Below are 13,034 nucleotides of genomic sequence, written 5' to 3'. Positions count from 1 at the left end.
CCCCGGGCCACCCCCTTCCCGTGCGGCCAGACCCGACGGTGGGCACGGGGATAATCATTTTAGAGGTACTGACAGATGGCGGTGGGGTCACAACTGTCCGGGCTGATCCCCTCCGCCCGGTAGCGCAGTTCACTCACGGTATCGCGCAGGTTGTGCAGATCGGCGAGTTGTTGGTCCAGGCCCGCCAAGCGCTCATCAAGCAGGTCGACCACATGCCGACAGGGCGGGGTACCGTGGTCGCGGATCTCCAGGACCTGGCGGATCTGGGCCAAGGTCAGGCCGGCGGTCTGGCCGCGGCGGATGAAGTCGATCCGGGCGAACGTGTCGGTGGGGTTGTCGTAATACCGGTAGCCGTTGGCGCTGCGGTGGGGTGTCGGGAGTAGGCCGACGTCCTCGTAGAAGCGCAGAGTTTTGGTCGTGGTGCCGCTGGTCTGTGCCAGTTCCCCGATGAGCATGAACTACTCCCCTCTAATAATGCCTGGACCTGTGGGCTTGACCTTACCGTGCACTGGAAGGTGTATGTTGGTCCCAGACACAGTTGCTAGGGGAAAGGTGAGGGTTCATGAGGCAGGACTATGAGGTTGAGCTGGCGGTAATCGGCTCGGGCAGTGCGGCGATGTCCGCCGCGATTACTGCCCGGCAGGCGGGTCATACGGTGGTCCTCATCGAACGCGGCACGCTCGGGGGGACGTGTGTGAATATCGGGTGTGTGCCCTCCAAGGCCCTGCTGGCCGCGGCCGCCGCCCGCCACGACGCGCTCAACAATCCGTTTGCCGGGGTTTCGACCACGGCCGGGCCAGTTGACCTGGCGGCGATGGTGGGTCAGAAAGACGACCTTGTTCACCAGTTGCGGGAGATGAAGTACGCGGATGTGGCCGCCGCCCATGGTTTCGAGATCCGGGAAGGCCACGCCAGGTTCCTGGACCCCGAGACCCTGCTGGTGGATGGTCAACCACTTCGGGCCCGGGCATATCTGGTAGCCACCGGGGCCCAGCCAGCTGCCCCGGCCCTGCCGGGACTGTCGGAGGTGGACTGGTTGACCTCGACCACGGCCATGGAGCTGACCGAGGTCCCGGACTCCCTGGTGATCATCGGGGCCGGTTATGTCGGCCTGGAGCAGGCCCAGTTGTTCGCCCAGCTCGGTGCCCAGGTATCCCTGGTGGGGCACCTGGCCCCGCGGGCGGAACCGGAGCTGGCTGACAGGCTGCGCGAGATCCTCCTCGACGACGGTCTGGCGATGGTTGAGGAGCACGCGGTGCACGTCGGCACCGATGCTGGACAGGCGGTGGTGACCACTACCTCCGGTAGGCAGGTCCGGGGTGAGCGGCTGCTGGTGGCCACGGGACGGGCGGCGACCACCGACGGGTTGGACCTGGCTGCAGCCGGCGTCGAGGTCGATGAGCGGGGCTTTATTAGCGTCGACGACCATCAGCGCACCTCCACTCCACGGATCTGGGCGGCCGGGGATGTCTCCGGGGCCCCGCAGTTCGTCTATGTCGCCGCGGCCACGGGCAAAGTGGCCGCACTCAATGCCCTGGGCACGCAGCCGGCGGCGCGGGTGGAGTACACCGGGTTGCCCGCGGTGGTGTTCACCCGTCCCCAGCTGGCTTCCGCCGGGTGGAGCGAGGCTCAGGCCCGTGCCCACGGACTGGCGTATGACACCCGCGTGCTGGACCTGTCGGAAATTCCCCGGGCACTGGTCAACCGGGATACCCGCGGGGCGGTCAAGATCGTGGCCGACGCGGTCACCGGAACCGTTGTGGGAGTGCATGCCCTGGCCGAGGGGGCTGGGGAGATCATGCTGGCTGCCACCTACGCCATCACGGCGGGTATGACCGTCGATGACCTGGCCGATACCTGGGCGCCCTACCTCACGATGGCCGAGAGTCTGCGCCTGACCGCCGGGTTGTTTCGCACCCAGATGCCCACCTCCTGCTGCGCCTGACCACCCCCTTTTCCCTCGGTCGTGAACACTAGCTCCATGACAAGAACCCCCTCGTAGGGGCCACCGTCATCCGTCGGTGTCAAAGGGAAAACTCAGCTGTCGGGCATGGAAATCAAAGTGCAACGTCGGATAGGCGTACACATCCGCCACAGTCATCACGGCGTCGAAAAACGGATCCCAGCGGGTGGGAAACGCCATCCGCAGTGCCAGGAACTCCTCGGATTCCTTCTCCAGGCGGGCGGCCAGGGTGGTGGTGAGGCGGCGAAGTTTCCGGGCCATCCGGTGGCGGTTGTAGACCCGGGCCGCAGCACGCGATCCCCAGTAATTGACCCAGTCGAAAGGTCGGATACCGGCATTGAACAGACGGGCGAACGCGTTGTTGAACAAGGGCGGCAGATGACCGAAAAGCTTGACCAGAGGTAACAATGTGCGAACCACCATATAACCGAAGGCCATATGAAACAGCAGTTCTTCATTGGTCCAGCGGGTACCCGCACTACGCTCGCGCAGTTCCGCGTCCCTGGCCCGGGAGAGAACGCCTTCCAACTCGGCACAGGCCCGCCCGTAGCCGGCTGTGATGTCAGTACGACCCGTCATCGTTGTCTTCTTCCCGGGGGCAGGCTTCCACCGATTCTTCGATCTCATCATCGCACCACACACTTGCCCCAGACCAGGGGTCTCCGTGTTGGGAAATGGGACGCCTGTGGTTGACCGTCCCCAGCCAGCTAAGTACGAGACTTCGCGGCACGAAAGAGCACTGATGAACCAGCACACGTGTCCAGGTGCGGGTGCCGGTTCACCAGAATTTTAGCACCGTCAGACCTCTGCCCTGCAGCCGATCGACGGCACAAAGTGTCGGAAAACTGCAGCACGAAGCGGCGGCCGTAGGTACCCAAGAGCGCAAGCCTGATTCGTCAGCATGGACCTTATATCGGCCGGGGTAATCGACACTGATCCTCCAGCGAGGCGTACGTTTCCCACTTCGATTTTTCTACAGCGATTCCTCATATATACAAGGCATTCTCGAGATGATCCCGGAAATACGGCAATACACCCGAACTGCAGGTAAGACCTCAACTCCCGGACAGTAGTTTCCGTCCGTCCTCCCGTAACTCCCCCGTCGGCGAGACATGCCGGTAGAGGGTCTGACGGGTGATCTCGAGCTCCTGGCACAGGGCCGCCACGCTGGTCTCCGGCTGACCCATCGAGGCCATCGCCAGGCGCATCTTGGCCGGGGTCATTTTGAACGGCCGCCCCCCTTTGCGTCCGCGGGCCCGGGCTGATTCCAGGCCGGCCTTGGTGCGCTCGGAGATGAGCTCGCGTTCGAACTCGGCCAGGGCGGCGAAGATCCCGAAGACCAACTTGCCCTGAGCCGAGGTGGTGTCAATCGCCGCACCCTGACCGGTGAGCACCTTCAGGCCGACGCCGCGGGCGGTGAGATCGTGGACGATGTTGACCAGGTGACGCAGATTCCTGCCCAACCGGTCGAGCTTCCACACCAACAAGGTGTCACCGGAGCGCAGCGCCTTGAGACACGCGTCGAGATGTGGTCGGTCTTCACTCTTGCCGGAGGCCTTGTCCTCATACAGGTGCCCCGGATCCACGCCGGCGGCAAGGAGCGCGTCGCGTTGCAGATCCGTGGTCTGCGATCCGTCTGACTTCGAGACCCGCATATAACCAATCAGTGCCATAGTGTTCTCTCATCACTTATACGATCGTTTACGTGACACCCGTCGGAAAAATATCGCCCAAGGTCAAAAAATCCAATTTTGTCACTTAACCCGTTATTTATCCTACGTCACGTGAACGTCATGAAAAAACCATTAAAGGGACACGATTTTCTGTTTGACGCAGATTTTACACTGCCCCATCCGCATTCCGACCGGAAAGGTTTCCCCTTCAAGTATGTGCGTCTGTCTTTCGATGCAGAGGACTTCGGAACTTTTGACGCCGAGTGCAGACGAGTACTGAAACCAAAATTTGCGAGGCCAGCAACATTGCCCTCGGATAAACAGTGTGGTGCTGCTGCAAATAGGAATTCCCGTTTGCTCGCTACTCGGACAGAGCGCAGCGCACCACGGCTGGCAGATCAGCTGTTTTCGTCAAAACGCGAGTTTGCAACAGCATCAAGTGAACTACGTACCTGCGTGGAGACAGTTAATGATCTGGTGGAGTTTCTCGCTGATCAAGTCTTTACAGCCAGGACAACACGGCCTATTACTGCGCTTGCTCTTCTCGGACAAATAGGTCTTGAGGCTCGAGGTGGCTGGGACGAACAGTTCTCTAGCTACGAAACTAGCCTGACCGATGTGAACTTTCGACTCAGAATTTTTCGGAGGTGGGGGAGCGCGCTGTCATACTTCCGGACTAGCAACCGAAAGAGGACGGTGCCGGGAGCAGAGCAGTCCACCTGCTACTTGGTCATTTACCCACAGGGCAAGGATGAGTTTTTCCTTGTGGACCAAAACGGAGTCATGGCGCAGCCGATCACCCGCGAAGAGGTCATTCTGCCCGATAAAGCCGAGGAGAAGATCTGGAATATTAAAAGCCTGAATACTCCGCTTCCTGCAGTGATTAAACTCCCATACGAGAAGCTTGACCTCTTACAGGAGCCAAAGTGGGAGCACTATGTCTACGATGTGCTCCCCGGCCACGAGGTCACCTTCTCTACTTTAATGGATTAGTAAATTAAAACTATCTGAGGTTTATAAGAGTGCTACTGCTACCGGGCGAGGCCCACTTGATGAAGTGCTACTAGGCCAGCTGACTATACAGCCCCAACGGCTGCGCGCTTGCATGTAGGCAATACGCCAGTTTCGCGACGCAATGCACTGTAGGCCGTCGTACAGTCACCTCACCATTGCTACCCAGCTATCTCCTCCGGGGAATCGGGGAGGAACAGGCCACCAGGGTCACGGCGGTGAGCACCGCGGCAACCGCGATGGCGGCTCTGCGGGGTGTGCTCGGCATGGATTAGATCTCCTTATTCCGAGGCGGTGGGGAAGAAGACGGTGTTCTGGTTGTTCCGGAGGACCACAACACCGAGGAAGGCCATCGTGCTGCCCGGTGGGTGGTCTGCAGCGACTCTGCCCACCTCGGCACTCAACCCTGCTGTGGGGGTTACTTGTAGTGAAGCGAGCTGAACATCCCGGTTGCCATGTGATAGGCGTTATGGCAGTGAAATGCCCACTCACCGGGGTTGTCAGCGATCAGGTCGGCGATCATGGTTTCACCGTGGCGGAGAAGGACGGTGTCCTTGCGTAGTCCGCCGCTGTCGGGCAGTGCCCACGTATGGCCATGGATGTGCATGGGATGGGGCATCATGGTCCTGTTGCGCATGACCATCCGCAGGCGCTGGCCCTCCTGCACGGTCGCGGAGGAGGATTGGCCGTCGGTGAGAATGCTCCATTCATACGGCATCATCTGCCCGCCCAGGTCGATGCTGACTTCTCGGTCTGGTGTGCCCTCGGGCAGGAGTGCACGGTCTGCTGGCTTCAGGGAGGACAGAAGCAGTCCGGTGGACGACAACTCGGGGAAGTTGACATCGGGGTGGGGGGCCTGGCCGCTGGCGGTGCGGATGACGGCGAAGGCGCGGTCGTTCTTACCCACCGCCAAAGCCGTGAGCGGGAAGATGCCGTCGCCGAGTATGACCTCGACGTCGACACGTTCGCCCATCGACAGGTAGATCGATTCGGTCTCCCAGGGCTGGACAGGGAAGCCGTCGGTGTGGGTGACGGTCATGCGGTGACCACCGAGGGCCACCTTGAAGATGGTGTCACCGCCGGAGTTGATAAACCGCAGGCGGGCCTTGTCGCCCGGGCGAGCCTCGAAGGTCCGGTGAGCACGGGGGATACGTCCGTTGATGAGGTAGTGCGGATACATCACATCGCCGGCATCCCCGCCCAGTACCCGGTCCGGGGTGCCGTGCATCATATGGCCGTGACCTCCCATCCCCTTCTTCCCGTTATGGTCGCCTGAACCCATTCCGGTGAGCTTGTCGAGCTCATCGTCGGGAGTGCCCTGAATGCCATCGACCCAGTCGTCGAGCACGATGGTCCACTCGACGTCCTGGTCCTCAGCGTCTTGCGGGTCACGGATGATCAGTGGGGCGTGGAGGCCACGATCAAGCTGCAGGCCGGAGTGGGAATGGTAGAAGTAGGTGCCACCGTGGGGGACTTCAAAAACGTAGGAGAAAGACTCGCCAGGTTCAATGGGGTCCTGGGTCATGCCGGGCACACCGTCGGCTGCGTTGTGGAGTGCGATGCCATGCCAGTGGATGGAGGTGCTCTCAGGCAGTTCATTGGTGATATCGACCTGGAGGACGTCGCCGGCGGTGGCCTCAATGGCCGCATCCCCGGTGTCAGAGACGTATCCCCACGTCTTGGCTTCGATGCCGCCGATATCCAGGGAGAGGGGCCGGGCGGTCAGTGTCCGGCGCACCGTCGGCTCACCGAGCGCAGTGGGGGTGGGAGTGGGGCGAAGGGAGGGACCTGGTGCCGAGGCAGCGGGTCCAAGGTCGCTGGTGCAGGCGGCCACGGCCCCGGTACCGGCGAGGACGAGCCCGCCGAGCAGAAACTGTCGTCGGGAAAACGCGTTGGTCATGATTTAACCTTTCTGGTGTAAGAATTCAGTGACACGGGAGACAGGCGCAGGTGAGGACCCTGCTGAGTCATCACGTCAGGCGCAGGTCTGTGACACAGGTGGCACCGTCGTCGGCGGTGGAAAACTCTGCGGTGCCGGTACGCCCCTGGTAGCTGACCTCAATCAGGCCGGTGACATCATCGGGAAGCCAGAAGCCAATAAACCCGTTGTCGAAGGTGGTTGTCGCTTCGTCCACCAGCACCTCACCGGTCGCCTCATCGGTGATCTTGACCTGGATATCCTCATTGCGGAGTTCCCCCCGGCAGGTCGTGAGGCTGTGGTAGAAGCAGTCGTGGGTGGATGTGAGATAGGGTGCGATCGAGACATACGTCTGATTGTCGGGAAGATCGACCACGACTTCCTGGTCACCGCTCGAGAGCAGCAGTTCATCGGCACGCACTGAGGCGATCAGATCTGTGGGACGCTCAGTGACCTTCTGCCGGTCGAGGTGATCAATGATCTCCACCGCGTCCATGTCGGCCAGGCCATGGGTAGTCAGGAATGTATCTTGGGACACCGTCCCGTCGGCCGTGGGTTCCGGGTCGGCGGCCGAACACCCCGTGAGGGCGAGGGCAAGGGCGGCGACTGCAATCGCTGCTCGTTTCACGTCAATCTCCTTAGCTCGTGGTAAGACTGTGAGAAGACACCGCCTCAAGGTCGGTGCCATTTCTTTATCTTGCACGGGTGCCTGACGGACTAGAAATGAAAAACCGGCTCACAGCCTTATAACAGGGCGAAAAGGGGGGTGAGTTATGTGAGCTGGGTCACCACCGGGACACCACTCCACAGCCGTGGGCGATGTCCTTCTACCCGCCCCGGGTATGCGGTACAGGCAGTGAAATCCCTGGTGACGCCTGCTGAACCGACTAGGTGAGGCGATGCCGCCGGCCCGGGGTGGGGCACAGGTGTGACGGCGGTCGAAGGGTGATGTTTGAAGATTTGATGAAGATTTCCCGCTGGGCACTGAGCGAGGGTGGTATTCCCCCATGGCCGGAGCGATACTGGGGTCTATGGCTGAACACACACCGACCACCGCTACGCCCCCGGGGCGGGTGCTGGTCGTCGATGATGAACAACCCCTGGCTCAGATGGTGGCCTCCTACCTCATCCGGGCAGGCTTCGATACCCGTCAGGCGCACACCGGCATCCAGGCCGTGGACGAGGCCCGTCGCTTTTCCCCCGATGTTGTGGTGCTGGATCTGGGGCTGCCCGAACTCGACGGCCTGGAGGTGTGCCGACGGATCCGCACCTTCTCGGACTGCTACATCCTCATGCTCACCGCGCGTGGCAGCGAGGACGACAAGATCAGCGGTTTGACCCTGGGGGCGGATGACTACATCACCAAACCTTTTAGCATCCGGGAACTGGTGACCCGGGTGCATGCGGTGCTGCGCCGCCCGCGCACCAGCACCACCCCACCGCAGGTGACCGCCCCCTTGATCGTTGGTGACCTCATCCTTGACCCCGTCGCCCATCAGGTGCGGGTGGGGGAGACGACCGTGGAGCTCACCCGCACGGAGTTCGAGCTGCTGGTTGCCCTGGCCCTGCGCCGCGGCCAGGCGCTGACCCGCCACGACCTGGTCACCGAGGTCTGGGACACCACCTGGGTCGGTGATGAACGCATCGTCGATGTCCACATCGGCAACTTGCGTCGCAAGCTCGGCACCGACACCCGAGGCCGGGGGTTTATCGACACCGTGCGTGGCGTGGGCTACCGGGTGGGGCAGCCATGAATCGCGGACCCGGCCTGACCTTCCGCTTCCTGGCCGCCCAGGTGTTGGTCGTGGTGATTAGCCTGCTGGTGGCTGCGGCCGTGGCCACGATGGTGGGCCCGACCCTGTTCCATGATCATATGTTGATGGCCGGCCGGGAGGACCCCTCGCTGGAGCTGTTCCATGCCGAGCAGGCCTACCGGGACGCCAACCTGATCACCCTGGCCGTCGCGCTGCCCACTGCCTTGATCAGCGCCCTACTGGCCAGCCTGTGGTTATCGCGTCGTCTGCGCACCCCTCTGCAGAATCTCACCCGCGCCGCTACCAGCCTGGCGGCCGGTAACTCCCGTATCCGCGTGCCCGCCGGAGAAGCAGGCCCCGAGGTCGCCACCCTGGCGCATGCCTTCAACACCATGGCCGACCGGCTGGAACACACCGAACAGGTCCGCCGCCAGATGCTCTCTGATCTGGCCCACGAAATGGGCACCCCCTTATCGGTGCTCACGGTCTACCTCGATGGTCTCCAGGACGGGGTCGTGGACTGGAATAATGCCAACCACACGATCATGGCTGACCAACTCACCCGCCTGACCCGGTTGATGGAAGACATTGACGATGTCTCCCGGGCCCAGGAACACCGGATCGATTTGGACCTGGCAGAGGAAGGGCTCGGGGATCTGCTCCATACCGCCGCTGCTGCCGCGGGGGAAGCTTATGCTGACAAAGGCGTCGATTTACAGGTCGAGACCATTACGGACACCGCCCGGGTGGTCGTGGACCGGCAACGCTTCGGCCAGGTGATGAGCAATCTCCTGTCGAACGCGCTACGGCACACCCCGGCCGGCGGGCAGGTCCGGATCAGCGTCCACCGACAGGGGGCGTCCACCGCGCTCATCCACGTCGCCGATGACGGCGAGGGCATCCCACCTGACCAGCTCGGACACATCTTCGAACGCTTCTACCGGGGGGATGCCGCCCGCAGCCGGGACAACGGCGGGTCCGGTATCGGTCTGACCATCTCCAAGGCATTGATCGAGGCCCACGGCGGCACTCTCACCGCCACCTCCCCCGGACCCGGTCGCGGAGCGGTGTTTGCCCTCCGCCTCCCGCTGTCCCCTTCCGACAGTGAGGAGGCTGCTCGGTGACCACACCCTGCCCCGCGTGAGTGCCGTGCCCTCCACCCCTTGAAAATATACCCCGGGGGGTATACGCTAGAGAATTATACCCCCGGGGGGTATACGCTAGAGAGCGGCATCGCCGCACCCCACCGAACCGAAGGAGCTTTCCCATGATCATCTCCCCGCCCCGCCCCGCCTCTTGCCGATGGCCTCCCACGGCTGCAGCTGTTGCGGACCTGCCTCACGTGTCGACACCGCCTCCATCCCTGCCACCAGCGACTCGTCAGCAGGGGGGTCTACCCCTAGCTACCAGGTCACCGGCCTGACCTGCGGGCACTGCGCGAAAAGCGTGACCCAGGCCCTTCAGGCCCTCCCCCAGGTCGACGACGTCCAGATTGATCTCGCTGCTGGTGGTGTCTCCACCGTCACGGTCACCGGTGTCGTACCTCCGGAGATGGTTCGCCGGGCCATCGAGGACGCCGGCTACACCGTCTTATCCTGATAAGTTTTACCCATTATCTCGACCCCGACCGGGTTGAGTGGAAAGGAACGTCATGAGCACTCCCCACCATTCCGGCGATCACCATGGTGATCACCCCGCTCCGGAAACAGACCACACCTACCACCCGGATCATGCCAGCCACGAACACCGCGCAGATGCCGACACCCACGGCCAGGCGATGCCCCACGATCATCCGCATTCCGCCCTGGACGAAGATCACCACGTTCATGGTCACGGCGAACACGCCGGACACAGCACCGCAATGTTTCGGGACCGCTTCTGGTGGTCGCTGATTTTGTCCATTCCCGTCGTTATTTTCAGCCCCATGGTCGCCCACCTGCTCGGCTACCACCTCCCGGCATTCCCCGGATCCACCTGGATCCCCCCGGTGGTGGGCACGATCATCTTCGCCTACGGCGGAACGCCTTTCCTCAAGGGCGGATGGAAAGAACTGAAATCCCGCCAACCCGGGATGATGCTCCTGATCGCCATGGCCATCACCGTGGCGTTTGTCGCCTCCTGGGCCACCACTCTGGGGCTGGGCGGTTTTGACCTGGACTTCTGGTGGGAGCTGGCCCTGCTGGTAGCCATCATGCTGCTGGGCCACTGGCTGGAGATGCGCGCTCTCGGGGCCGCGTCCTCCGCGCTTGACGCGCTGGCTGCCCTGCTGCCGGATGAGGCCGAGAAAGTCATCGACGGGACCACCCGCACCGTGGCCATCTCCGAGCTGGTCGTCGACGACGTCGTGCTGGTGAGGGCCGGTGCCCGGGTGCCGGCCGACGGAACCATCCTCGACGGAGCCGCCGAATTCGATGAGGCGATGATCACCGGCGAATCCCGTCCCGTCTTCCGCGACACCGGTGACAAGGTGGTCGCCGGTACCGTGGCCACCGACAACACCGTCCGCATCCGGGTGGAGGCTACCGGCGGGGACACCGCCCTGGCCGGGATCCAACGCATGGTTGCCGACGCCCAGGAGTCCTCCTCCCGGGCCCAGGCCCTGGCGGATCGGGCGGCGGCGTTGTTGTTCTGGTTCGCGCTGATCTCCGCTCTGATCACCGCGGTGGTGTGGACCATTATCGGCAGCCCGGACGATGCCGTGGTGCGCACGGTCACGGTGCTGGTCATCGCCTGCCCGCATGCCCTGGGCCTGGCGATTCCGCTGGTCATTGCGATCTCCAGCGAGCGGGCCGCGAAATCCGGGGTGCTCATCAAGGACCGAATGGCGCTCGAGCGGATGCGCACCATCGACGTGGTGCTCTTCGACAAAACCGGCACCCTGACCGAGGGTGCGCACGCGGTCACCGGTGTCGCGGCAGCTGTCGGCGTCACCGAGGGCGAGCTGCTGGCCCTGGCCGCCGCCGCGGAGGCCGACAGCGAGCACCCCGTGGCCCGCGCCATCGTGGCGGCCGCGGCCGCCCATCCCGAGGCCTCCCGTCGGCAAATCCGTGCAACTGGTTTCAGCGCCGCCTCCGGCCGGGGGTCCGGGCCACTGTCGATGGCGCTGAGATCCTCGTGGGCGGGCCGAACATGCTGCGCGAGTTCAACCTCACCACCCCGGCCGAGCTCACCGACACCACCAGCGCCTGGACCGGGCGTGGGGCTGGTGTGCTCCATATTGTCCGCGACGGTCAGATCATCGGTGCGGTGGCCGTCGAGGACAAGATCCGCCCCGAATCCCGCGCCGCCGTGAAAGCCCTGCAGGACCGCGGGGTGAAAGTCGCGATGATCACCGGCGACGCCCAGCAGGTGGCCCACGCTGTCGGTCAGGACTTAGGCATTGATGAGGTCTTCGCCGAGGTACTGCCCCAGGACAAAGACACCAAGGTCACGCAGCTGCAGGACCGAGGTCTGAGCGTGGCCATGGTCGGTGACGGTGTCAATGACGCCCCCGCTCTGACCCGTGCGGAGGTCGGTATCGCCATCGGTGCTGGCACGGATGTGGCCATGGAATCTGCCGGGGTGATCCTAGCCAGTGATGACCCGCGGGCAGTGCTGTCGATGATTGAGCTGTCCCAGGCCAGCTACCGCAAGATGATCCAGAACCTGATCTGGGCCTCTGGCTACAACATCCTCGCCGTGCCGCTGGCCGCCGGAGTGCTCGCCTCGATCGGGTTCGTGCTGTCCCCGGCCGTGGGCGCGATCTTGATGTCTGCCTCGACCATCGTGGTGGCCCTGAACGCCCAGCTGTTGCGCCGTATTGATCTGGATCCGGCCCACCTGGCTCCGACCGAGTCGAAGGAGGAACACACCAGGCCTACTCCGGCATCCACCGCCGTCCACTGATCCACCACTTCTCTCCACTGCCCCCATATGCCCCTGAAAGGCTCCACCATGAGGCGCACCCTTGTTCTTTCCGCTCTCGCCGTGGCCTCCACCCTGGCGCTAGCCGCCTGCGGTGAGGCCACCGAGTCAGGCAACACCGACACCACCACCTCGGCCACCAGCACAGCGACGACTACCGCTGAGACGACCGAGACCACCACGGCGACGACTGAGGCGGACGGGGAGATCTCCGCCGATCACAATGACGCGGACATCATGTTTGCCCAGATGATGATCCCCCATCACCAGCAGGCCGTGGAGATGAGTGAGATGCTCCTGGCCAAGGAGGGTATCCCCGCCCAGGTTGTGGAGTTTGCCCAGGGGGTTATTGACGCCCAGGGACCGTAGATTGACCGGATGAACGCTATGCTCAAGGCCTGGGGCCAGCAGCCGGTCACCGACTCTGCGGGCATGGGGACCATGGACGAGATGGGTGGAATGGATCACGGCGAGATGGGTGGCATGAGCGGGATGATGAGCCAGGAGGACATGACAGCCCTTGAGGAAGCCCAGGGCACCCAGGCTGCCTGCCTCTACCTGGAGCAGATGACCGCCCACCACGAAGGTGCGGTCGACATGGCCTGTGACGAGGTTGCTGACGGCCAGAATCGCCATGCGATCACCCTGGCCGAACAAATTATCAACGACCAGGAGGCCGAGATCGCCCAGATGCTCACTGACCTATGACAGGTCCCCGTCTTTTTCTGATCTCGAGGACACGAATCTGAAAAAGAGGGATAACCGTGACGATTGCCACCTGCTGCGGGCGATGGGTCGTTGTCGCCGCAGCG

At 63.1% G+C, this 13,034-nt stretch carries 10 protein-coding genes and 2 pseudogenes; 7 read left to right on the top strand and 5 right to left on the bottom strand.

The features are described from left to right. Window positions 1-59: 59 nt before the first annotated feature. Complete coding sequence (locus HMPREF1219_RS09760) at window positions 60-455, bottom strand: heavy metal-responsive transcriptional regulator (RefSeq protein WP_016458767.1); 396 nt, start codon at window positions 453-455, stop codon at window positions 60-62. A gap of 107 nt (window positions 456-562) precedes the next feature. On the opposite strand from HMPREF1219_RS09760, the gene merA reads away from it, so the two are divergent. Then, entirely contained in the window at window positions 563-1,945 is a 1,383-nt protein-coding gene (gene merA / locus HMPREF1219_RS09755; protein ID WP_016458766.1) for a mercury(II) reductase, read from the top strand. Between the two features lie 66 nt (window positions 1,946-2,011). On the opposite strand, the gene HMPREF1219_RS09750 is transcribed toward merA, so the two are convergent. Then, the gene (locus tag HMPREF1219_RS09750) at window positions 2,012-2,542 is read right to left on the bottom strand and encodes a DinB family protein (protein ID WP_016458765.1); all 531 of its coding nucleotides are present in this window, start codon (window positions 2,540-2,542) and stop codon (window positions 2,012-2,014) included. Window positions 2,543-3,018: 476 nt separating this feature from the next. Continuing rightward, a complete protein-coding gene (locus tag HMPREF1219_RS09745; protein WP_016458764.1) occupies window positions 3,019-3,636 on the bottom strand; it encodes a recombinase family protein in 618 nt (205 codons plus the stop codon). A 111-nt stretch (window positions 3,637-3,747) separates the two neighbouring features. Between HMPREF1219_RS09745 and HMPREF1219_RS13270 the strand changes: the two genes are divergently transcribed. Then, complete coding sequence (locus HMPREF1219_RS13270) at window positions 3,748-4,629, top strand: hypothetical protein (protein ID WP_245554457.1); 882 nt, start codon at window positions 3,748-3,750, stop codon at window positions 4,627-4,629. 436 nt (window positions 4,630-5,065) lie between these two features. Here HMPREF1219_RS13270 and HMPREF1219_RS09735 read toward each other — a convergent pair whose 3' ends face one another. After that, entirely contained in the window at window positions 5,066-6,547 is a 1,482-nt protein-coding gene (locus tag HMPREF1219_RS09735; RefSeq protein ID WP_016458761.1) for a multicopper oxidase family protein, read from the bottom strand. Window positions 6,548-6,617: 70 nt separating this feature from the next. After that, window positions 6,618-7,193, bottom strand: coding sequence for a CueP family metal-binding protein (locus HMPREF1219_RS09730; RefSeq protein WP_016458760.1), 576 nt, complete (start codon window positions 7,191-7,193; stop codon window positions 6,618-6,620). A 403-nt stretch (window positions 7,194-7,596) separates the two neighbouring features. Between HMPREF1219_RS09730 and HMPREF1219_RS09725 the strand changes: the two genes are divergently transcribed. The 5 genes and pseudogenes from HMPREF1219_RS09725 (at window position 7,597) to HMPREF1219_RS12650 (ending at window position 12,930) form a co-directional block, all read left to right on the top strand. Beyond that, a complete protein-coding gene (locus tag HMPREF1219_RS09725) occupies window positions 7,597-8,319 on the top strand; it encodes a response regulator transcription factor (protein WP_040427729.1) in 723 nt (240 codons plus the stop codon). Continuing rightward, on the top strand, window positions 8,316-9,443 hold the full coding sequence (locus tag HMPREF1219_RS09720) for a sensor histidine kinase (RefSeq protein ID WP_016458758.1): 1,128 nt from the start codon (window positions 8,316-8,318) through the stop codon (window positions 9,441-9,443). Before HMPREF1219_RS09725 ends, HMPREF1219_RS09720 begins: the two co-directional genes overlap by 4 nt. A 178-nt stretch (window positions 9,444-9,621) precedes the next feature. Next, entirely contained in the window at window positions 9,622-9,918 is a 297-nt protein-coding gene (locus HMPREF1219_RS09715) for a heavy-metal-associated domain-containing protein (protein WP_016458757.1), read from the top strand. Window positions 9,919-9,970: 52 nt separating this feature from the next. Then, window positions 9,971-12,204 (top strand): annotated as a pseudogene (locus tag HMPREF1219_RS09705) (copper-translocating P-type ATPase). Window positions 12,205-12,252: 48 nt separating this feature from the next. Beyond that, window positions 12,253-12,930 (top strand): annotated as a pseudogene (locus HMPREF1219_RS12650) (DUF305 domain-containing protein). The last annotated feature ends 104 nt before the right edge of the window (window positions 12,931-13,034 follow it).

It is taken from the genome of Corynebacterium pyruviciproducens ATCC BAA-1742 (assembly GCF_000411375.1).
Taxonomy (GTDB): Bacteria; Actinomycetota; Actinomycetes; order Mycobacteriales; family Mycobacteriaceae; genus Corynebacterium; species Corynebacterium pyruviciproducens.
The sequence above is the reverse complement of the archived record's forward strand: the minus strand, read 5'-3'. Positions and strand labels throughout refer to the sequence as shown.

Bases quoted from the DNA above. Each gene is read 5' to 3' on its own strand.
- HMPREF1219_RS09760 (WP_016458767.1), bottom strand. From the start codon at position 455: ATGCTCATCGGGGAACTGGCACAGACCAGCGGCACCACGACCAAAACT.
- merA (WP_016458766.1), top strand. From the start codon at position 563: ATGAGGCAGGACTATGAGGTTGAGCTGGCGGTAATCGGCTCGGGCAGT.
- HMPREF1219_RS09750 (WP_016458765.1), bottom strand. From the start codon at position 2,542: ATGACGGGTCGTACTGACATCACAGCCGGCTACGGGCGGGCCTGTGCC.
- HMPREF1219_RS09745 (WP_016458764.1), bottom strand. From the start codon at position 3,636: ATGGCACTGATTGGTTATATGCGGGTCTCGAAGTCAGACGGATCGCAG.
- HMPREF1219_RS09735 (WP_016458761.1), bottom strand. From the start codon at position 6,547: ATGACCAACGCGTTTTCCCGACGACAGTTTCTGCTCGGCGGGCTCGTC.
- HMPREF1219_RS09725 (WP_040427729.1), top strand. From the start codon at position 7,597: ATGGCTGAACACACACCGACCACCGCTACGCCCCCGGGGCGGGTGCTG.
- HMPREF1219_RS09720 (WP_016458758.1), top strand. From the start codon at position 8,316: ATGAATCGCGGACCCGGCCTGACCTTCCGCTTCCTGGCCGCCCAGGTG.
- HMPREF1219_RS09715 (WP_016458757.1), top strand. From the start codon at position 9,622: ATGGCCTCCCACGGCTGCAGCTGTTGCGGACCTGCCTCACGTGTCGAC.